The sequence below is a fragment of the Streptomyces sp. NBC_00045 genome (assembly GCF_045041095.1).
Lineage (GTDB): Bacteria > Actinomycetota > Actinomycetes > Streptomycetales > Streptomycetaceae > Streptomyces.
On record NZ_CP108271.1, the window covers coordinates 2,831,065 to 2,850,426 of the forward strand.

The 19,362-nt window shown below is 70.2% G+C and carries 19 protein-coding genes; 11 read left to right on the forward strand and 8 right to left on the reverse strand.

Annotated elements, in window-relative coordinates; translation table 11 throughout:
• Nucleotides 1-41: 41 nt before the first annotated feature.
• The 3 genes from OHA65_RS13320 (at nt 42) to OHA65_RS13330 (ending at nt 2,542) form a co-directional block, all read left to right on the forward strand.
• Nucleotides 42-1,058, forward strand: a complete 1,017-nt coding sequence (locus OHA65_RS13320; RefSeq protein ID WP_327283344.1) for an aldo/keto reductase — start codon at nt 42-44, stop codon at nt 1,056-1,058.
• Nucleotides 1,059-1,079: 21 nt separating this feature from the next.
• Nucleotides 1,080-1,673, forward strand: a complete 594-nt coding sequence (locus OHA65_RS13325; RefSeq protein WP_328762703.1) for a TetR family transcriptional regulator — start codon at nt 1,080-1,082, stop codon at nt 1,671-1,673.
• Between the two features lie 218 nt (nt 1,674-1,891).
• Nucleotides 1,892-2,542 (forward strand): VC0807 family protein, encoded by a 651-nt coding sequence (locus OHA65_RS13330; RefSeq protein WP_329313487.1) that lies wholly within the window; start codon nt 1,892-1,894, stop codon nt 2,540-2,542.
• 101 nt (nt 2,543-2,643) lie between these two features.
• On the opposite strand, the gene OHA65_RS13335 is transcribed toward OHA65_RS13330, so the two are convergent.
• Nucleotides 2,644-4,026, reverse strand: coding sequence for a glycine--tRNA ligase (locus OHA65_RS13335; RefSeq protein ID WP_327283347.1), 1,383 nt, complete (start codon nt 4,024-4,026; stop codon nt 2,644-2,646).
• Nucleotides 4,027-4,181: 155 nt separating this feature from the next.
• On the opposite strand from OHA65_RS13335, the gene OHA65_RS13340 reads away from it, so the two are divergent.
• The 4 genes from OHA65_RS13340 to OHA65_RS13355 all read left to right on the forward strand — a co-directional run bounded on the left by OHA65_RS13340 (nt 4,182) and on the right by OHA65_RS13355 (nt 7,332).
• Nucleotides 4,182-5,171: a metal ABC transporter substrate-binding protein gene (locus tag OHA65_RS13340; protein ID WP_327283348.1), complete on the forward strand. Its 990-nt coding sequence runs from the start codon at nt 4,182-4,184 to the stop codon at nt 5,169-5,171.
• A gap of 23 nt (nt 5,172-5,194) precedes the next feature.
• Nucleotides 5,195-5,986, forward strand: a complete 792-nt coding sequence (locus OHA65_RS13345) for a metal ABC transporter ATP-binding protein (RefSeq protein WP_327283349.1) — start codon at nt 5,195-5,197, stop codon at nt 5,984-5,986.
• A complete protein-coding gene (locus OHA65_RS13350; protein ID WP_328762709.1) occupies nt 5,986-6,852 on the forward strand; it encodes a metal ABC transporter permease in 867 nt (288 codons plus the stop codon). Before OHA65_RS13345 ends, OHA65_RS13350 begins: the two co-directional genes overlap by 1 nt.
• A gap of 72 nt (nt 6,853-6,924) precedes the next feature.
• Nucleotides 6,925-7,332 (forward strand): transcriptional repressor, encoded by a 408-nt coding sequence (locus OHA65_RS13355; RefSeq protein ID WP_327285640.1) that lies wholly within the window; start codon nt 6,925-6,927, stop codon nt 7,330-7,332.
• On the opposite strand, the gene OHA65_RS13360 is transcribed toward OHA65_RS13355, so the two are convergent.
• The 5 genes from OHA65_RS13360 to OHA65_RS13380 form a co-directional block, all read right to left on the reverse strand.
• Nucleotides 7,329-7,859, reverse strand: a complete 531-nt coding sequence (locus OHA65_RS13360) for a hypothetical protein (RefSeq protein WP_328762710.1) — start codon at nt 7,857-7,859, stop codon at nt 7,329-7,331. The genes OHA65_RS13355 and OHA65_RS13360 overlap by 4 nt on opposite strands.
• Before the next feature lie 70 nt (nt 7,860-7,929).
• Nucleotides 7,930-8,748, reverse strand: a complete 819-nt coding sequence (locus OHA65_RS13365) for an isoprenyl transferase (protein WP_327283352.1) — start codon at nt 8,746-8,748, stop codon at nt 7,930-7,932.
• An 11-nt stretch (nt 8,749-8,759) separates the two neighbouring features.
• Complete coding sequence (recO, locus tag OHA65_RS13370) at nt 8,760-9,506, reverse strand: DNA repair protein RecO (RefSeq protein WP_134075430.1); 747 nt, start codon at nt 9,504-9,506, stop codon at nt 8,760-8,762.
• A gap of 85 nt (nt 9,507-9,591) precedes the next feature.
• Nucleotides 9,592-11,142, reverse strand: coding sequence for a nucleobase:cation symporter-2 family protein (locus OHA65_RS13375; RefSeq protein ID WP_328762713.1), 1,551 nt, complete (start codon nt 11,140-11,142; stop codon nt 9,592-9,594).
• A 621-nt stretch (nt 11,143-11,763) separates the two neighbouring features.
• On the reverse strand, nt 11,764-12,459 hold the full coding sequence (locus OHA65_RS13380) for a TerB family tellurite resistance protein (RefSeq protein WP_327283354.1): 696 nt from the start codon (nt 12,457-12,459) through the stop codon (nt 11,764-11,766).
• Nucleotides 12,460-12,662: 203 nt separating this feature from the next.
• Here OHA65_RS13380 and OHA65_RS13385 point away from each other — a divergent pair, with 203 nt between their 5' ends.
• Nucleotides 12,663-13,421, forward strand: coding sequence for an SDR family NAD(P)-dependent oxidoreductase (locus tag OHA65_RS13385; protein ID WP_327283355.1), 759 nt, complete (start codon nt 12,663-12,665; stop codon nt 13,419-13,421).
• Nucleotides 13,422-13,479: 58 nt separating this feature from the next.
• On the opposite strand, the gene leuA is transcribed toward OHA65_RS13385, so the two are convergent.
• Nucleotides 13,480-15,243 (reverse strand): 2-isopropylmalate synthase, encoded by a 1,764-nt coding sequence (gene leuA, locus OHA65_RS13390; protein ID WP_327283356.1) that lies wholly within the window; start codon nt 15,241-15,243, stop codon nt 13,480-13,482.
• 364 nt (nt 15,244-15,607) lie between these two features.
• Here leuA and OHA65_RS13395 point away from each other — a divergent pair, with 364 nt between their 5' ends.
• From OHA65_RS13395 to OHA65_RS13405, 3 genes are all read left to right on the forward strand, one after another.
• Entirely contained in the window at nt 15,608-16,672 is a 1,065-nt protein-coding gene (locus tag OHA65_RS13395) for a M4 family metallopeptidase (RefSeq protein ID WP_327283357.1), read from the forward strand.
• Nucleotides 16,673-16,700: 28 nt separating this feature from the next.
• The gene (locus OHA65_RS13400) at nt 16,701-16,970 is read left to right on the forward strand and encodes a protealysin inhibitor emfourin (RefSeq protein WP_405756001.1); all 270 of its coding nucleotides are present in this window, start codon (nt 16,701-16,703) and stop codon (nt 16,968-16,970) included.
• Between the two features lie 175 nt (nt 16,971-17,145).
• Complete coding sequence (locus tag OHA65_RS13405) at nt 17,146-17,850, forward strand: SAM-dependent methyltransferase (RefSeq protein WP_405761920.1); 705 nt, start codon at nt 17,146-17,148, stop codon at nt 17,848-17,850.
• Nucleotides 17,851-17,863: 13 nt separating this feature from the next.
• Here the strand turns inward: OHA65_RS13405 and era are convergent, their stop codons facing one another.
• A complete protein-coding gene (era, locus tag OHA65_RS13410; protein WP_327285641.1) occupies nt 17,864-18,814 on the reverse strand; it encodes a GTPase Era in 951 nt (316 codons plus the stop codon).
• Nucleotides 18,815-19,362: the final 548 nt, after the last annotated feature.

The following is a 19,362-nucleotide window of genomic DNA, read 5'->3' on the forward strand; positions in this document are numbered from 1 at the left end:
CAGATATTGAAATCTGTCACTCGTCACGCCATGATTCTTCCATGACGACGAACGAGAACACCCGCACCCTCGGCTCGACCGGCCCCTCCGTCTTCCCGCTGGGTCTGGGCTGCATGGGCATGTCCGCCCTGTACGGGGAGGCCGACCGCAGCGAGTCGATCGCGACCATCCACGCCGCCCTGGACGCCGGGGTCACGCTGCTCGACACCGGCGACTTCTACGGCATGGGCCACAACGAGCTGCTCATCGGCGAAGCCCTGCGCACCGCGCCCGCCGCCGCCCGCGAGCAGGCGCTGACCAGCGTGAAGTTCGGCGCGCTGCGGACGGTCGAGGGCGGCTTCGCCGGCTATGACGGCCGCCCCGATGCAGTCAGGAACTTCCTGGCCTACTCGCTCCAGCGCCTGGGTCGGGACCACATCGACGTCTACCGGATCGCCCGTGTCGATCCGGCGGTCCCGATCGAGGAGACCGTCGGTGCCATCGCCGAGGCCGTCGAGGCCGGGCACGTGCGGCACATCGGCCTCTCCGAGGTCGGCGCGGACACCCTGCGCCGGGCCGCGGCCGTGGCCCCGATCGCCGACCTCCAGATCGAGTACTCGCTCATCTCCCGCGGCATCGAGGAGGAGATCCTGCCGACCGCCCGCGAGCTGGGCATCGGGATCACGGCGTACGGGGTACTGAGCCGCGGCCTGATCAGCGGGCACTTCAGCCGTGACCGGGAGCTGGCGCCGGGCGACTTCCGCGGGATGAGCCCCCGCTTCCAGGGCGAGAACCTCCGGCACAACCTCGACCTCGTCGACGCCCTGCGCAAGGTCGCGGAGGACAAGGGGGTCAGCATCGCGCAGACCGCCATCGCGTGGGTGCTCTCGCGCGGCGAGGACATCGTGCCGCTGGTGGGTGCCCGCCGCCGGGACCGACTGTCCGAGGCACTGGGTGCCATGGACGTGAAGCTGAGCCCTGCGGACCTGGCGGCCATCGAGGAGGCGGTCCCGGCCGGAGCCGCGGCCGGCGACCGGTATCCGGCAGCCCAGATGGCCCACCTCGACAGCGAGCGCTGAGCGGGCGGTACGGTCGTACTCATGCCCCCCGCTGCCGCCGAGCCCCTGACACCCGAGCGCATCCTCGAAACCACCGAGGAAGTGCTGCGCCGATTCGGCCCGACCAAGGCGACCGTGGTGGACGTGGCCCGGGCCCTGGGCGTCAGTCACGGCAGCGTGTACCGGCACTTCCCGTCGAAGGCGGCGCTGCGCGAGGCCGTCACGGACCGCTGGCTCGCCAAGAGCGTGGTCCGCCTGGGGGAGATCGCCTCGGCCCCCGACGGGACCGCGCCCTCCAAGCTGGAGGCGTGGCTGGAGGCGCTCTTCGAGGCCAAGCGCCACAAGGCGGGTGACGACCCCGAGCTGTTCGCGACGTACACGGTGCTGCTCGCCGAGAACAGCGGTGTGGTGGACCACCACCTGACACAGCTCATCGACCAACTGGGCCGGATCATCTCCGAAGGCGTCGAGGCGGGCTCGCTCAGTGCGCCCGACGTGCCGGCGGCCGCCCGTGCGGTGTTCGACGCCACCGGCCGTTTCCACGATCCGCAGTACGCGGCCGATTGGCTCTCGCCCACGATCATCACGGAGTTCGAGGCGGTCACCTCGCTCGTGATCCGGGGCCTGCGCGCCTGACCGGGGGCCACACCGTACGGAACGAGCCACTCCGCACAGCTTGATGATCATTTTGGGTGTGGCTTACTTGTCCGTAACCCGTCAAATTCCATACGGTCCCCCTACCGCACTTCATCAGGCACGTTCCAGGGGGAACCTTGTCCGCTCAACCCGCTCAACCCGCTCAGGCAGCTCAGTCCGCACCTCCGGCCCGTTCGGGCGGGGCCGCTGCAATCGGCTTGATCCTGTCCATCGCGCTCAGCGCGGTCGCACCGATCGTCACCTACAACACGCTCGTCGACGACCACGGTTGGAGCGAGGCTTCAGCGCTGCTGGCCAGTGGCGCCTGGCCGGTGCTCGACACCGCCGTCATGGTGGCCTGGCGGCGCAAGCTCGACGAGTTCGCCATCATCGCCCTGGTGTTCCTGGTGATCACCGCCGTGGTCTCCCTCGTGGGCGCCCAGTCCGCCCAGGCCCTGCTGGTCAAGGACTCCGCCGTCACGGGCCTGTTCGGGCTGCTGTGCCTGGCGACGCTGCTCGCGCCGCGTCCGCTGATGTTCTACTTCGGCCGCAAGTTCGGCACGGACGGCACCCCGGCGGGCGTGGCGTACTACAACGACCTGTGGCGGTTCGAGGGCTTCCGCAACACCCAGCGCCGCATGACCCTGGTCTGGGGCGTGGTGTACCTCATCGAGGCGGCGGTCCGGATCGTCCTGTCGTACGTCCTGGACACCTCCACCATGGTGACCCTCAGCCCGTTCATGATCTACGGGACGCTCGGCGGCCTGGCCCTCTGGACGGTCCGCTTCGTCAAGCACGCCAAGGCGGAGGGCGAGAAGCGGGCCGCCGAGGCGGCCGCCGCCGCGCAGGCCGCGGGCTCCGCGGCCTGACCTCTCGGACGGCCCAGTACGGAAAAGACCGGTGGCCCGGTGCGCGATCCGCGCACCGGGCCACCGGTCGTTCAAGCGAAAAACGAGCAGCCAGGCAGGAACTAGCAGCCGAGCAGACGGCTGCCCAGGTAGCTCTGGATCTGGTCCAGGGAGACGCGCTCCTGCTTCATGGTGTCGCGCTCGCGCACGGTCACCGCGTTGTCGTCCAGGGTGTCGAAGTCGACGGTGACGCAGAACGGCGTACCGATCTCGTCCTGACGGCGGTAGCGGCGGCCGATGGCGCCCGCGTCATCGAACTCGATGTTCCAGTTCTTGCGCAGGTCAGCGGCGAGGCCCTTGGCCTTCGGCGACAGCTGCGCGTTGCGGGACAGCGGCAGGACGGCCACCTTGATCGGGGCCAGGCGCGGGTCGAAGCGCATCACGGTGCGCTTCTCCATGACGCCCTTGGCGTTCGGGGCCTCGTCCTCGTTGAACGCGTCGAGCATGAAGGCGAGCATGGCGCGGTTGACACCGGCCGCCGGCTCGATGACGTACGGGGTGTAGCGCTCCCCCGACTCCTGGTCGTGGTAGGTGAGGTTCGCGCCCGAGGCCGCGGAGTGGGCCTTGAGGTCGAAGTCGGTGCGGTTGGCGACGCCCTCCAGCTCGGAGAACTCGTTGCCACCGAAGTTGAAGCGGTACTCGATGTCGGCGGTGCGCTTCGAGTAGTGGGACAGCTTCTCCTTCGGGTGGTCGTACCAGCGGATGTTCTCCTCGCGGATGCCGAGGTCGCGGTACCAGTTCCACCGCTCCTGCATCCAGTACTCCTGCCACTGCTCGTCCTCGCCCGGCTTGACGAAGAACTCCATCTCCATCTGCTCGAACTCGCGGGTGCGGAAGATGAAGTTGCCCGGCGTGATCTCGTTGCGGAAGGACTTGCCCATCTGCGCGATGCCGAAGGGCGGCTTCTTGCGCGAGGTGGTCTGCACCACGGCGAAGTTGGTGAAGATGCCCTGGGCGGTCTCGGGGCGCAGGTACGCCTTGGAGCCGGTGTCCTGGGTCGGGCCGAGGTGGGTCTCCAGCATGCCGGAGAACTGCTTGGGCTCGGTGAACTGGCCCTTCACACCGCAGTTGGGGCAGTTGATGTCGGCGAGGCCGTTCTCGGGGAGACGGCCGTGCTTGGCCTCGTACGCCTCTTCCAGGTGGTCGGCGCGGTGGCGCTTGTGACACGAGGTGCACTCGGTGAGCGGGTCGGAGAAGGTCGCGACGTGACCGGAGGCGACCCAGACCTCGGGGGCCAGGATCACGGAGGAGTCGATGCCGACGATGTCCTCACGCCCGGTGACCATCGCCTTCCACCACTGGCGCTTGATGTTCTCCTTGAGCTCGACACCGAGCGGGCCGTAGTCCCAGGCGGCCTTGGAGCCGCCGTAGATCTCACTGCACGGGAAAACGAAGCCACGGCGCTTGCTCAGGCTGACGATGGTTTCGATCTTGTCGGCGGCCACGGTGCTCTCTTCATTACGAGGACGAACGGCGAATGCCTCAGGTTACCGGCGCCCGCACCCCCCCTTTCAAATCGGTTCCCGTTCCACGGCCCCTCGGCCGGGCCTCCGACCAGGGTTTTTGACAATCGTTTCCATCTTTGATGAAAATGGATGTCATGAACGCACGACGACTCATACCCGCCGCCGCCCTCGCCGGAGCCGTCGCCCTCGGCGCCACGGCCCTCACCGGCTGCTCCGGAGCCTCCGCCGCAGGTGGCCGCGAGGACGGCAAGCTGCAGGTCATGTCGTCGTTCTACCCGATGCAGTTCCTCGCCGAACAGATCGGCAAGGACCACGTGAAGGTCGCCACCCTGACCAAGCCGGGCGTCGAACCCCACGACCTGGAGATCACCCCGCGGCAGACCGGCCAGCTCGGCGAATCCGACGTGGTGATCTACCTCAAGGGCCTGCAGCCCGCCGTCGACAAGGCCGTCGCCCAGTCCGGCGTGAAGCACGTCGTCGACGCCGCCGCCCTCACCGAACTGGAGGTCCACGCCTCCGCCGGCCACGACCACGCCCACGAGGGCGAGGAGGCCCACGCCGGGGAAGAGGGCCACGACCACGGCCACAGCCACGACGAGGCCGGCGAGGACCCCCACGTCTGGCTCGACCCGGTGAAGTACGCCGAGGTCGCCAAGGGCGTCGGCGCGGCCCTGGAGAAGGCCGACCCCGGCCACGCGGCCGAGTACCGCAAGAACGCTGACGAGCTGGCCGGCAAGCTGGCTGCGCTCGACACCGAGTTCAAGGACGGCCTGAAGGACACCGCGTCCAAGACCTTCATCACCACGCACTCCGCCTTCGGCTACCTCGCCGAGCGCTACGGCCTCGACCAGGAGGGCATCTCCGGCGTCGACCCCGAGTCCGAGCCGAGCCCGGCCCGGATGAAGGAGCTCCAGGCCGTCGCGAAGAAGGACAATGTCTCGACCGTGTTCTTCGAGGCGCTGGCCAGCGGCAAGACGGCCAAGACGCTCGCCACCGACACGGGCCTGAAGACCGACGTCCTCGACCCGCTTGAGGGCATCTCCGACAAGTCCCAGGGCGCTGACTACTTCGAGGTCATGCGGTCCAACCTGAAGAACCTGCAGAAGGCGCTCGGTAGCAAGTGATGGCAGTAACGGAGGCGCGTGCCATGGAGTCCAAGCCCGCCGAGGTCGCGGACCAGCCCGTCATATCCCTGCGCGGGGCCACGGCCTCGCTCGGCTCCCGCCCCGTGTTGCGCGGGGTCGACCTCACCGTCCGGCGGGGCGAGGTCGTCGCCCTGCTCGGCGCCAACGGCTCCGGCAAGTCCACCGCCGTGCGCGCCGTCGTCGGGCAGGTCCCGTTGTCCGACGGCGAGCTGGCCCTGTTCGGGACGGACTTCAAGCGTTTCCGCGCCTGGTCGCGCATCGGGTACGTCCCGCAGCGCACCACCGCGGCCAGCGGCGTCCCGGCCACCGTCCGCGAGGTCGTCTCCTCCGGCCGGCTCGCCCGCTCCCGCTTCGGCATCCTCCGCAAGGCCGACAGGGCCGCCGTCGGGCGGGCCCTGGACCTCGTCGACATGGGCCAGTACGCCGACGCCTCGGTCAACGCCCTCTCCGGCGGTCAGCACCAGCGCGTGCTCATCGCGCGGGCGCTCGCCGTGGAGCCCGAACTGCTGATCATGGACGAGCCGATGGCCGGCGTGGACCTCGCCAACCAGGAGGTCCTCGCGAACGCGCTGCGCGAGCAGGTCGCCGCCGGCTCCACCGTCCTGCTCGTGCTGCACGAGCTGGGCCCGCTGGAGCCGCTGATCGACCGCGCCGTCGTCCTGCGCGACGGCTGCGTCGTCCACGACGGCCCGCCCCCGGAAGCCGTGGGCCAGCACGCCCTGCCCGGCCACGACCACGTACACCCGCACGCGGCGCACGACGCCGAGCCCCTTCGGACGGGACTGCTGAGCTGATGGACCTCTTCACCTACGCCTTCATGCAGCGGGCCCTGCTCGCGGCCGTCCTGGTCGGCGTCACCGCCCCGGCCATCGGCACGTACCTGGTGCAGCGCCGCCAGGCCGTCATGGGCGACGGCATCGGGCACGTGGCCATGACCGGTGTCGCGCTCGGTTTCCTGCTCAACGCGAGCCCGGTGTGGATCGCGACCCTGGTCGCCGTCGTCGGCGCGGTCGGCATGGAGCTGATCCGCTCCCGCGGCAAGACCAGCGGCGACATCGCGCTCGCCATGCTCTTCTACGGCGGCCTGGCCGGCGGCGTGATGATCATCAACCTGGCTCCGGGCGGCTCGACGGCCAGTCTGACCAGCTACCTGTTCGGCTCGATCACCACGGTCTCCGCCGAGGACGTCACCGCGGTCGTGGTCCTCGCCGCGTTCGTCGTCGCCGTCACCCTCGGCCTGCGCCGCCAGCTGTTCGCGGTCTGCCAGGACGAGGAATTCGCCCGGGTCACCGGCCTGCCGGTGCGGTTCCTGAACCTGCTGATCGCGGTCACCGCCGCCGTCACGGTCACCGTGGCCATGCGGATCGTCGGCCTGCTGCTGGTCAGCGCCATGATGGTGATCCCCGTCGCGGCGGCGCAGCGCGTCACCCGCGGTTTCACCGCCACCCTGTCGGTGGCCATGGTGATCGGCGTGCTGGTCTCGCTGTCCGGCACGATTGCGACGTTCTACATCGACGCCCCCTCCGGCGGCACCATCGTGCTGCTCGCCATCGGCGTCTTCATGGTGATGACCGCCCTGTCCACGCCGCTGGCCCGACGCCGGGCGAAGGCGGCCCGCGCCGCCGAAGAGGTCTGCACGCGCGATGATGTGAAGGTCTAGGAGGGACGGCCGCCTGGCACAATGGGCCGAGGCCGATACGAGGAGGAACCGGTGGCGACTGCGCCTGGCGAGATGAATACCGCGCCAGTACGAGGACGGTCCACCCGGCAGCGGGCAGCCGTCGCCGCGGCGCTGGACGAGGTGGACGAGTTCCGCAGCGCCCAGGAGCTGCACGACATGCTCAAGCACCGCGGTGACTCCGTGGGCCTGACCACCGTGTACCGCACCCTCCAGTCGCTCGCCGACGCCGGCGAGGTCGACGTCCTGCGCACCAGTGACGGCGAGTCGGTCTACCGGCGCTGCTCCACCGGGGAGCACCACCATCACCTGGTCTGCCGCAAGTGCGGCAAGGCGGTCGAGGTGGAGGGCCCGGCGGTGGAGAAGTGGGCGGAGTCCATCGCCGCGGAGCACGGCTTCGTGAACGTCGCCCACACGGTGGAGATCTTCGGCACCTGCGCCGACTGCGCGGCCGCCGGCTAGAGCCGGTTCAGGTTCGCGTCCAGGAGCGCGCGCAGCCGCTCGACCTCCGCGGGGCCCTGGGCTCCGCGCTTGGGCAGGATCGTCATCGCCACCGCCCGCTTGGCGACGCTGAGCGTGACGAAGGTGTCGGCCGTCTCCATGTACATCGGCTGCGCGGCCCAGTTGATGCGTGTCTGCGTGTCGGTGGCGCTCACCTGCAGCCCGGTGGCGTCCACCACCGCCGTGGTCTCCCCCGCCTTGGCCAGCAGTCCCGCGAAGGCCCGCGCCGTGAGCTGCGGGCCGAAGAGCGTGAGTGCGAGCAGCAGGACCCCGCACCCCGCGATGAGCAGCGGCTTGCCGACGGGTCCGTCGCCCAGGGCCGCCACCCCTCCGAGGGTCAGCAGCAGCACCGCGAAGCCCGCCGTCAGCATCCGCTTGCGGCGGCCCGCGGGCACCCGGGCGTCACGCGCCCGGAGCGCCTGCGCGACGTCCGCCGTGGTGATCCGGTAGGCGAGCCGTACCGGCACCTGTCCCACGCTCATGTCCATGACAGCAAACCCTATGGTCGCGGCGCGTTCCCGGCGACGGCCTTTCGCGCCGGGCCGGCCCCGACCGGGGTCAGGCGCTCGGCTCGGCCTGGTTCGGGACCGCGCCACCGAAGCGGCGGTCCCGCTGGGCGTACTCCAGGCAGGCCTGCCACAGGTTGCGGCGGTCGAAGTCCGGCCACAGCACGTCCTGGAAGACCATCTCCGCGTACGCGCTCTGCCACAGCAGGTAGTTGGAGGTGCGCTGCTCGCCGCTCGGCCGCAGGAAGAGGTCCACGTCGGGCATGTCCGGGTAGTACATGTACTTCGCGAAGGTCTTCTCGTTGACCTTCGACGGGTCCAGCCGGCCCGAGGCCACGTCCCGCGCGATCGCCTGCGCCGCGTCCGCGATCTCCGCGCGGCCGCCGTAGTTCACGCAGAAGTACAGGGTCATCGCGTCGTTGTCGACGGTCTGCTCCTGCGCGACCTGAAGCTCCTGGACGACCGACTTCCACATCTTCGGCATGCGGCCGACCCAGCGGATCCGGATGCCCAGCTCGTTCATCTCGTCGCGGCGGCGCCGGATGACGTCACGGTTGAAGTTCATCAAGAAGCGGACCTCGTCGGGCGAGCGCTTCCAGTTCTCCGTCGAGAAGGCGTACAGGGAGAGGTTCTTGACGCCCATCTCCAGGCAGCCCTTGAGCACGTCGAGCACGACGCCCTCGCCGACCTTGTGGCCCTCGGTGCGCGGCAAACCGCGCTCCTTGGCCCAGCGGCCGTTGCCGTCCATGACCACGGCCACGTGGTTCGGGACGAGCTCGCCGGGGATCTTCGGCGGGACCGCACCGGACGGGTGCGGCTCGGGAACCTTGTACTCCCGGCGAGAACGTCCCAGAATCCCGCGTCGTGCCATGTGTCCAGCTCCTATTTCTCGACGTATCGCAGGGAGCGTAGCCCGCGCTCCAGATGCCAGTGCAAATAGGCGGAGACGAGCCCGCTGCCCTCCCGCACGTACCGCGCCTCGCAGGCGTCCGCATGCCCCCAGTCGCCCGTCAGCAGCGCGCTGAGCAGGGCGATGGCCTCCGACGAGGGTACGACGCTGCCGGCCACCCGGCAGTCCCCGCAGACGACCCCGCCCGCGGCGACGGAGAAGTGCCGGTTGGGGCCGTGGATCCCGCACTTCGCGCAGTCCGTGAAGCTGGGCGCGTAGCCGTTGACGGCGAGGGAGCGCAGCAGGAACGCGTCGAGGATGAGGTTCGGCTCGTGCTCGCCGCGCGAGAGCGTGCGCAGGGCGCCGATCAGCAGCAGGTACTGCTGCACCGCGGGTTCGCCCTCGTTCTCGGTGAACCGTTCGGCGGTCTCCAGCATCGCGGTGCCGGCGGTGTAGCGGGCGTAGTCGGTGACGATGCCGTTGCCGTACGGGGCGATGATCTCGGTCTGGGTGCAGAGCGGGAGGCTGCGGCCGACCAGCTCGCTGCCCCGGGCGAAGAACTGCACGTCGGCGTGGGAGAAAGGTTCCAGCCCGGCGCCGAACTTGGACTTCGTGCGCCGCACCCCGCGGGCGACGGCCCGCACCCGTCCGTGGCCCCGGGTGAGGAGCGTGATGATGCGGTCCGCCTCACCCAGCTTCTGGGTGCGCAGCACGATGCCGTCGTCGCGGAACAGACTCATGCGCCCATTGTCGCCTGCCCGGGCACGGCGACGGCCCTCCGTCCGGACACGGGTCCGGACGGAGGGCCATCGCCCCTTGGGAGGGTCAGGAGGCGGGCGCGGCCTCCTCGTCCGCGTCTGCCTTCACGGCGGTGGCGGCGGCTGCGCTCACGGCGGCGCCGACCGTGGCCTCGGCCACCGTCTCCGCGTCGGCGGCCGCCTCGGCTTCCACACCGGCTTCCGCCTCGGCCGGGGCCGCCGCCTGGGCCGGCACCGCGGCCGGTACGACGCTGTGCGCATCGTCCTTGGCCAGGCCGTTGAAGATCAGGTTGAGCACGATCGCGGCCGTGGCTCCGAGCGTCACACCACTGTTGAGGAGCGAGGACAGGTCCGCGTCCATGTGGTCCTTGAAGAGGACCGGGACGGTGGCCGGGAGCAGCGCGAAAGCCAGGGAGACGCCCACGACCAGCGCGTTCTTCTCCTCCTTGAGGTCGACCTTGGCGAGGGTCTGGATACCGGCCAGGGCCACCATCGCGAACATCACCGTCGCCGCGCCGCCGAGCACTCCGTGCGGGACCGCGGCCACGATCGCGGCGGCCTTGGGGATCAGCCCGAGCGCGATCATGAAGACGCCCGCGGCGACCACGACGAAGCGGCTCTTGACCTTGGTCATGCGGACCAGGCCGACGTTCTCGGCGAAGGCCACGTAGGGGAAGGAGTTGAGGATGCCGCCGAGGGCGGTCGCGGCTCCGTCGGCGCGCAGGGCGCGGGCCACGGTCTCGCTGTCGATGTCCTTGCCGACGATGTCGCCGACGGCGTACGTGTCACCGGTCGTCTCGACCATGGTGATCAACATGACGATGAGCATCAGCAGGATCGGGAACCAGGCGAACTTCGGCGCTCCGTAGTGGAACGGCGTGGTGATGCCGATCCAGTCCGACTTGCTCACGTCGCCGAACTTGGCGTCGCCGAGCAGGAAGGCGACGACGGTGCCGCCGACCAGGCCGAGCAGGATGGAGATGCTGGAGAGGAAGGGCTTGCCGAGCTTCATCAGGACGAGGATGAAGAGCATCGTGCCGCCGGCGTACGCGAAGTTCTTCGGGTCGCCGAAGTCGGGGGTGCCGACGCCGCCCGCGGCGTCGTTGAGGCCCACGGGGATCAGCACGATGCCCAGGACGGTGATCACCGTGCCGGTGACGACCGGCGGGAAGAGGCGCATGACCGCCCGGAACGCCTTGGGGGGCAGCCACGCGAAGGCGAAGGTGGCGATGCCGGCCGTGATCACGGCGCCGTAGATGACGAGCAGGCCCGCCGTTCCGCCGCCCGCCCCGAGGCCGATGGCGATCATCGGGGACACCGCGGTGAAGGTGACGCCCTGGATCAGGGGCAGGCGCGCACCGATCCGGCCGATCCCCCACGCCTGGATGATCGAGGCGATGCCGCAGGTGAACAGGTCCGCGTTGATCAGGTAGACCAGCTGCTCGGTGGTCAGGCCGAGGGCACCGCCCACGATGATCGGAACGATCACCGCACCGGCGTAGAACGCGAGTACGTGCTGGAAGCCGTACAGCGCGAGCTTGGGGAGGGGGAGCACCTCGTCGACCGGGTGCGTGCTCTGCTCTCCGTTGGCGGAAAGCCGGGCGGCGACACGTGCCATCTCTGCCTTGCCCTTCAAGAGGTAGGTAATCGAGAGGAATCTGGTTATCCCTGGCCGAAGTGGGTCTCTCTCCCGTTGGTTCGCCAGGGTTGTCAGTGCGTTCACGTGAATCGAAGCCCCGCTGTGTTACTGGCGGCGTCTCGTCGTGTGACCGGAATTGAACGCCTGTGGGAGGGCTCACAGATATCGTCGACTTCCACAAAGTGTTGACGTTTGAGGATGTCTGATCTGTAGGTTTCGCCAGTGGCGGATGCCTCCGCAGGGGCGTATGGCCGAAACCCTCCGGGTCGATCCACCTCGACTACGCAACAGCGAAGCGATGGCCCCTGAGCTGCTCATATGGACTTTGCGGCATTCGGCAGCGCAAAGTCGAGGGTTTCGCTCCCGGTGTCCAATTGGTGGATCAACCGACGCCGGAGCGCGCGGCTCCCCGCTTCGCACGGCGTGCGCGGGGCCGCGAATTCGGTCGCACGAGGCCGGATCGTTACCTCGGCCGAAGGCGTTTCGGCCGGTTCTACGCGCGGAGCCCATCGAGGCGGCGGAACCGGCCCGCCCCGGCCGTCCGCAACGGCCGCCGGATCAGGCAGCCGCCGCGGACCTCACTGCGGCCCCGCCGACGGGCTACGGCGCGCGGACGGCCGACAGGAGGCGGGTCACCTCGTCGGAGGCGATCCGCAGGGCGGCGCCCACCGTGGCGAGCACCTCGCGCTCGGCCGGGGTGTACGGGCCGTCCGCGAGGGCGATCCGCGCACCCTGCAGCAGGATCGATTCGCGCCCGGGCCCGGACAGGTGCGGACCCAGCGGTTCCAGTGCCTCGTGGAGCTCGATCGCCAGCGCGGCGCCACAGCACTCGGGGCCGTCGTACAGCCCGATCCGGCCCTCGTCGGTGGCCAGCGCCTCCACCAGGGACTCCAGCTGGTCCTCCGTGCAGTCCTGGAAGCCCGCCGCCCGTACGGCTGACACGGCGGCCTCCAGCGCGCCGCGCGAGGCGGTCCCGCCCGCCGCGAGCACGGCCAGCGTCACGGTGTGCACGGCGTCGCGCAGCATCGCCGAGAAGCGGGTGGTGGTCAGGTGGTCGAGGACCTCGGTCTCGAAGCGCTCCCGGCAGCCCTGGCACTCGATGACGGGCCCGGCCTGTCCGCGCGGCAGCAGCGGGATGCCGAGGACCGTGAACCGGCGGCGCCCGGTGCGCCGGCGGTAGTTGCGGTCGCCACCGCAGTCGGGGCAGAAGAACTCCCCGTCGCCCACGGTGTTCCAGGTGGTGCGGATGCCCCAGACCATCAGCTTCCGGCCGTCCCCACCCCGAACTGGCAGCACGTAGCACCTCCGTAACTCCCCCGTGGCTCTGCGGGCACGGGCGGGAACCCCAGGCAGCATCGCCGGGTGGGCGTGATGTTAGCCACATCGGTGAGGATGCGTCAGTCGTGTGACAAGACAACATGCCCCGCCGCCCGCACTTGGCCGGTCTGCGTCCCCGCGCCTGCGCCCGCCGGCGCCGCATTGTGCCTACGCTCGCCCGCGTGAACGAGAAATCCTGTCTGGTCACGGGCGCGGCGAGCGGGATCGGCCGCGCCACCGCCCGTCTGCTGGCCCGCTCCGGCGCCTTCGTGACGGCGGCCGACATCAATGGCCCCGGCGTGGAGGAACTCCGTACGGAACTGGCTGCCGAGGGGTTCGCCATCACCGTCGTGGCAGGTGACGTCGCCGATCCGGATGCCAACCACGCGATGGTCGAGGCAGCGCTCGGGGCGTACGGACGGCTCGACGTCGCCGTGGCGAACGCCGGAGTGATCCCTCTTTCGGATGTACGCGAGACCGGCCCGGCCGACTGGGACCGGGTCATGTCGATCGACGGCCGGGGGATGTTCCTGACCTGCAAGTACGCGATCGAGGCGATGCTGGCGCAGCCGGACCCGGGCGGGGCGCTGGTCTGCGTGTCCTCGGTCTCGGGGGTGGCGGGCCAGGCCCGGCAGGCGGCGTACGGGCCGGCGAAGTTCGTGGCGTCGGGGCTGACGAAGCACCTGGCGGTGGAGTGGGCGGCGCACGGGATCCGCGTCAACGCGGTGGCACCCGGCACCATCCGTACGGAGCGGGTGCTGGCGCTGAAGGACGAGCCGGGCGGCCCGGAATACCTGGCGGAGGTCTCCGCGGCCCATCCGATGGGCCGGCTCGGCGAGCCGGAGGAGGTGGCCCGGGTCATCGCCTTCCTCGCCTCCGACGCGGCCTCGTTCGTGACGGGCGCGGTGGTGCCGGTGGACGGCGGCTACCTGGCCCGCTGAACGCCGCGGCCCCGCCCCTCCGGGTGGAGGGGCGGGGCCGCGGCGCGGCAGGCGGATATCAGCGGCCCGCGCGGTTGACGGCGGAGATGACCGCCTTCAGGGAGGCGCGGGTGGTGTTGGCGTCGATGCCGATGCCCCACAGGACGCGGCCGTCGATCGCGCACTCGATGTACGAGGCGGCCACGGCGGAGGCGCCCTCGCTCATCGTGTGCTCGGTGTAGTCCAGCAGGCGGGCGTCGACGCCGATGCCGGCCAGGGCATCGAAGAAGGCCGAGATCGGACCGTTGCCGGTGCCGTTCAGGACCGCGTCCACACCGTCCACGACCGCCTCGACAGTCAGCGTGTCCGTGCCGTCCTTGTCGGTGGCCGTCGAGCCCGAGCGCAGCTGGATGCGGCCCCACGGGTTCTCGGGGTTGGGCAGGTACTCGTCGGAGAAGACGTCCCAGATCGCCTTCGGCGTGACCTCGCCGCCCTCGGCGTCGGTCTTGGCCTGGATGATCCGCGAGAACTCGATCTGCATGCGGCGCGGCAGGTCCAGCTTGTGGTCGTTCTTCAGGACGTACGCGATGCCGCCCTTGCCGGACTGCGAGTTGACCCGGATGACCGCCTCGTAGGAGCGGCCGACGTCCTTCGGGTCGATCGGCAGGTACGGGACCGCCCACTCGATGTCGTCGACGGTCTTGCCCTGGGCGGCCGCGTCGGCCTCCATGGCGTCGAAGCCCTTCTTGATGGCGTCCTGGTGGGAGCCGGAGAAGGCGGTGTAGACCAGGTCGCCCGCGTAGGGGTGGCGCGGGTGGACCTCCATCTGGTTGCAGTACTCGCTGGTGCGACGGATCTCGTCGATCTGCGAGAAGTCGATCTGCGGGTCGATGCCCTGCGAGAACAGGTTCATGCCCAGCGTGATCAGGTCGACGTTGCCGGTGCGCTCGCCCTGCCCGAACAGGCAGCCCTCGATGCGGTCGGCGCCGGCCATCAGGGCCAGCTCGGCGGCGGCGACGGCGGTGCCGCGGTCGTTGTGCGGGTGCACGGAGATGCAGACGTGCTCGCGGCGGGTCAGGTTGCGGGCCATCCACTCGAAGCGGTCCGCGTGCGTGGACGGCGTCGAGCGCTCCACGGTGGCGGGCAGGTTCAGGATGATCTCGCGGCCCTCGGCCGGCTGCCATACGTCACAGACGGCCTCGCAGACCTCCAGGGCGAAGTCCAGCTCCGTGTCGGTGAAGATCTCCGGGCTGTACTGGTAGCCGAAGGTGGTCTCCGGGCCCAGCAGCTTCTCGGCGTACTCCATGACCAGGCGGGTGCCGTCGACGGCGATCTGCTTGATCTGCTCCTTGGAGCCGCGGAAGACGACCCGGCGGAAGGTCGGGGCGGTCGCGTTGTACAGGTGAACGGTGGCGCGCTTGGCGCCGACCAGCGACTCGACGGTCCGCTCGATCAGGTCCTCGCGGGCCTGGGTCAGTACGGAGATGGTGACGTCGTCCGGGACCGCGCCCTCTTCGATGATGGAGCGTACGAACGCGAAGTCGGTCTCGCCGGAGGACGGGAAGCCGACCTCGATCTCCTTGTACCCCATGCGCACCAGCAGGTCGAACATCTCGCGCTTGCGGGCGGGGGTCATCGGGTCGATCAGCGACTGGTTGCCGTCGCGCAGGTCGGTGGAGAGCCAGCGGGGGGCCTTGGTGACGCGGGCGTCCGGCCAGGTGCGGTCGGCGATGTCCACCTGCTCGTACCGGCCGTACTTGTGGATCGGCATCCCGGAGGGCTTCTGGGAGTGGGTCGCGTTGGTGATGGGCGTGGGGCGACCGACAAAAGGCTGCTGGCTCATGGCGTTGGGCTCCTCGCGTGTCCGCGTGTAGTTCGCTGGGACGGCCGACGGCGGTCGTAAAAACCGCAACACCAAACTCCGCGGGGAGGGGGTCGGCCTACGACTACAGACCCTCGCCGCGGCAGCTAAGGAGAAGCAGCCCGAAACGCATGATGGGCCGAGCCTATCCGAGCCGCGCCGTAACGCGAGGACCTGTTTCAGTATGCGGGACTGCCATGTCCGATTTGTACCTAATGTGAGCTACGCCTCTTTCCTCGCTACAGGTCAGGTTGATCCGTCAACGCGGCGTGACGGATTTCAGACAACTGAATGAATCATGGTTGCAGGTAGTGACACCGTCATGACCCACTGCCACATTGCCGGGATGGATGCCTCCCACGTTCACCGCCACCCCGTCTTCTGCACGGTGGTCCCGCCCCACCTGCTCGACAAGATCGCCCGGTCCGAGGACGCACGGCGCGCCGACGCCGCCCAGCGCACCCTTGAACAGGACGCCTTCCTGCGCACACGGCGCCGGGTCACCACCGTCCGGGGGATCGCCCCCGCCCCGGGGACGCCCGTCTCCGACGAACCGCAGCGGACCGTTTACGACGCACAGCACCGCACCCGGCTGCCCGGGAAGAAGGTGCGCGGGGAGGGCGGCGAGGCGAGCAAGGACGCCACGGTCAACCGCGCGTACGCGGGACTCGGCGCCACGTACGAGCTGTTCCTGAAGGGCTTCGGCCGGCACTCGATCGACGACTCCGGGCTGGCCCTCGACGCGAGCGTGCACTACGGCCAGGAGTACAACAACGCCTTCTGGGACGGCCAGCAGATGGTGTTCGGCGACGGGGACGGTGACCTGTTCCTCGACTTCACCGTGTCGGTGGACGTCATCGGGCACGAGCTCACCCACGGGGTCACCCAGTACACGGCGAACCTCGACTACCACGGGCAGTCGGGCGCCCTGAACGAGTCGATGTCCGACGTCTTCGGCTCGCTGATCAAGCAGTACTCGCTGGACCAGACGGCCGGGGACGCGGACTGGCTGATCGGCGCCGGACTGCTCGGCCCGAACGTCAGCGGGGTCGCGCTGCGCTCGATGAAGGCGCCGGGCACCGCGTACGACGACGACGAGCTCGGCAAGGACCCGCAGCCGGCGACGATGGACGACTACGTCAAGACCTCACAGGACAACGGCGGGGTGCACATCAACTCCGGCATCCCGAACCACGCGTTCTACCTCGTGGCCACCGAACTCGGCGGCAAGGCGTGGGAGCGGGCCGGGCGGATCTGGTACGACACGCTGACGGGCGGCGAACTCGCGGCCGAGGCGACCTTCCAGGACTTCGCGCGGCTGTCGGTGGCGGCCGCGGTGGCCCGGTACGGGGATGGCGGCGCGGAACACCAGGCCTTGCAGAAGGCGTGGTCGGCGGTCGGCCTGGGATAGCCGGCCCATCCGGGATAGAAAGGCGGGCATGCGGATTCTGGTGGTGCGGACGGGCGGCTTCGCGGGCATCGAGCGCCGGGCCGAGGTGGACACCTCGGGCCTGCCCGACGAGGACGAGTGGCGGGCCCTTGCCCAGCTGGCGCTGAAGCCCGTACCGGCCGCCCCCGGATCGGACCGGGTACGGGACGGGTTCTCGTACCGGATCACGGTCGACGGCCGGACGGTCGCCTGCCAGGAACCGAACCTGTCGCAGGCCCAGCGGACGCTGATCTCCCGGGTGCTGAAGGAAGGTGCCTGACGAAGGCGCCCGAAGGAAGGTCGTCACCCTTGCCCGGGTGGCCGAAACCAGCCCCTGACCGGGCCGCGGTGGAGGCCCGCCCGGGCGATTTGCCGGAACGGCAACGATGTTTGCCCGGGTGTCGGGCACCGGCGCAGCATCGAGGGGACAGGCACCCGCAGGGAAGAGGTCCCCCATGTCGCAGCACCGGCAGCACCACGCGCCCGAGTCCGCGTCCGCGTCCGCGCCCACATCACCGTCCGAGTCCGCGTCACCGTCCGAGTTCGTGGGCGAGCAGTTCTGGGACTCCCGCTACCGCGAGGGCAACCGGATCTGGAGCGGCGACGCCAACGCCGTCCTCGTCCGGGAGGTCGCGGACCTCACGCCCGGCCGGGCCCTCGACCTCGGCTGCGGCGAAGGGGCCGACGCCGTCTGGCTGGCCCACCGGGGCTGGCGGGTCACCGGGACCGACATCTCGGGCGTCGCCCTGGAGCGGGCCGCCGGGCACGCCGCCGACGCGGGTGTGGCCGACCGGGTCGAGTGGCAGCGGCACGACCTCGCCGAGTCCTTCCCCGCCGGGGAGTTCGACCTCGTCTCCGCGTGCTTCCTGCACTCGTTCGGGGACTTCCCCCGCGAGCGGATCCTGCGCGCCGCCGCCTCCGCGGTGGCCCCCGGCGGAATCCTGCTGATCGCCGGGCACGCCGGTTGGCCGGCCTGGCAGCAGGACTCGCGCCCCGAGGTCCACTTCCCGACCCCGGACGAAGTCGTGGCGCAGCTGGAGCTGCCCGAGGGCGCGTGGGAGGTCCTGCTCGCCGAGGAGCACGAACGGGTCCAGACCCGGCCTGACGGCCGGCCCGGGACCCGTACGGACAACGCGGTGAAGGTGCGACGGCTCGGTTAGCGGGACCGCAGGGTCAGAAGCCGAGCTTGCGCAGCTGCTTGGGGTCGCGCTGCCAGTCCTTCGCGACCTTGACGTGCAGGTCGAGGAAGACCGGGGTGCCGAGCAGCGCCTCGATGTGCTTGCGCGACTTCATCCCGACCTCCTTGAGCCGGGAGCCCTTCGGGCCGATGATGATGCCCTTCTGGCTGGGCCGCTCGATGTAGACGTTCGCGTGGATGTCCAGCAGCGGGCGGTCCGCCGGGCGGTTCTCCCGGGGGATCATTTCCTCGACCACGACGGCGATGGAGTGCGGGAGCTCGTCCCGTACGCCCTCCAGCGCGGCCTCGCGGATCAGCTCCGCGACCATCACCATCTCGGGCTCGTCGGTGAGGTCGCCCTCCGGGTACAGCGGCGGGCTCTCCGGCAGCAGCGGCGCGATCAGGTCGGCCAGCAGCTGGACCTGGGTGTCACCGACCGCCGAGACCGGGACGATCTCGGCCCACTCGAAGCCGAGCTCGGCGCCGAGCTGGTGCACAGCGAGGAGCTGCTCGGCCAGCTGCTTGGACTCGACCAGGTCGGTCTTGGTGATGATGGCGATCTTGGGGGTCTTCTTGATCCCCGCGAGCTCCTTGGCGATGAATTTGTCGCCGGGGCCGAGCTTCTGGTCGGCCGGCAGGCAGAAGCCGATCACGTCGACCTCGGCCCACGTGGTCCGCACGACGTCGTTCAGGCGCTCGCCGAGCAGCGTGCGCGGCTTGTGCAGGCCGGGCGTGTCGACCAGGACGAGCTGGGCGTCGGGGCGGTGCACGATGCCGCGGACGGTGTGGCGGGTGGTCTGCGGCCGGTTGGAGGTGATCGCGACCTTGGTGCCCACGAGTGCGTTGGTCAGGGTCGACTTCCCCGCGTTGGGGCGGCCGACGAAGCAGGCGAAGCCCGCACGGTGCGGGCTGGTGGACTCGGGGGAACGATCGCTCATACGGGCCATTCTCCCCGATGCGGGTCCCAGCGCCGACCAGCCCGCCGCGACGAGGGCGACGGCGCCGGCAAGTACGGCCACCAAAGGGGGCCGGGCGGCGTACGGGGTGAGCGCCCGGTCGACGGTTCCCGCGGCCTCGGCGCGCACCGAGACCTCGGCCCACTCGACGGCGGGCGGGTGCTCCCACCTGGTGCCGAGCCGGACTTCCTGGCCGGGGAGCAGCTCTGCGGGGAGCCCGGTGAGCTCGCGGCCGAGCAGACGGCGGCCGAGGGCTCCCGAGGCGGTGAGGGTGGCGCGGGGGCGCAGGGTGACGTTGCCGATGTTGTGGAGCGTGTACGAGACCCCGGTGCCGGAGGCGCGCAGGTCCTCGACGGCCAGGGCGGGGGCGGTGGGGCCGGCCACCCTCAGGTACAGCCGGGCGGCGACGGCCTGGCGGACGCCGATCCCCGCGGCGGGGGCGGCGGCCGTCTCCTCCAGGGCCACGATGGCGCCGGGGTGGTCGCCCGGTTCGGCCCGGTCGGGGACGGTGAGGCTGAAGCCGACGCTCACGGACCCGC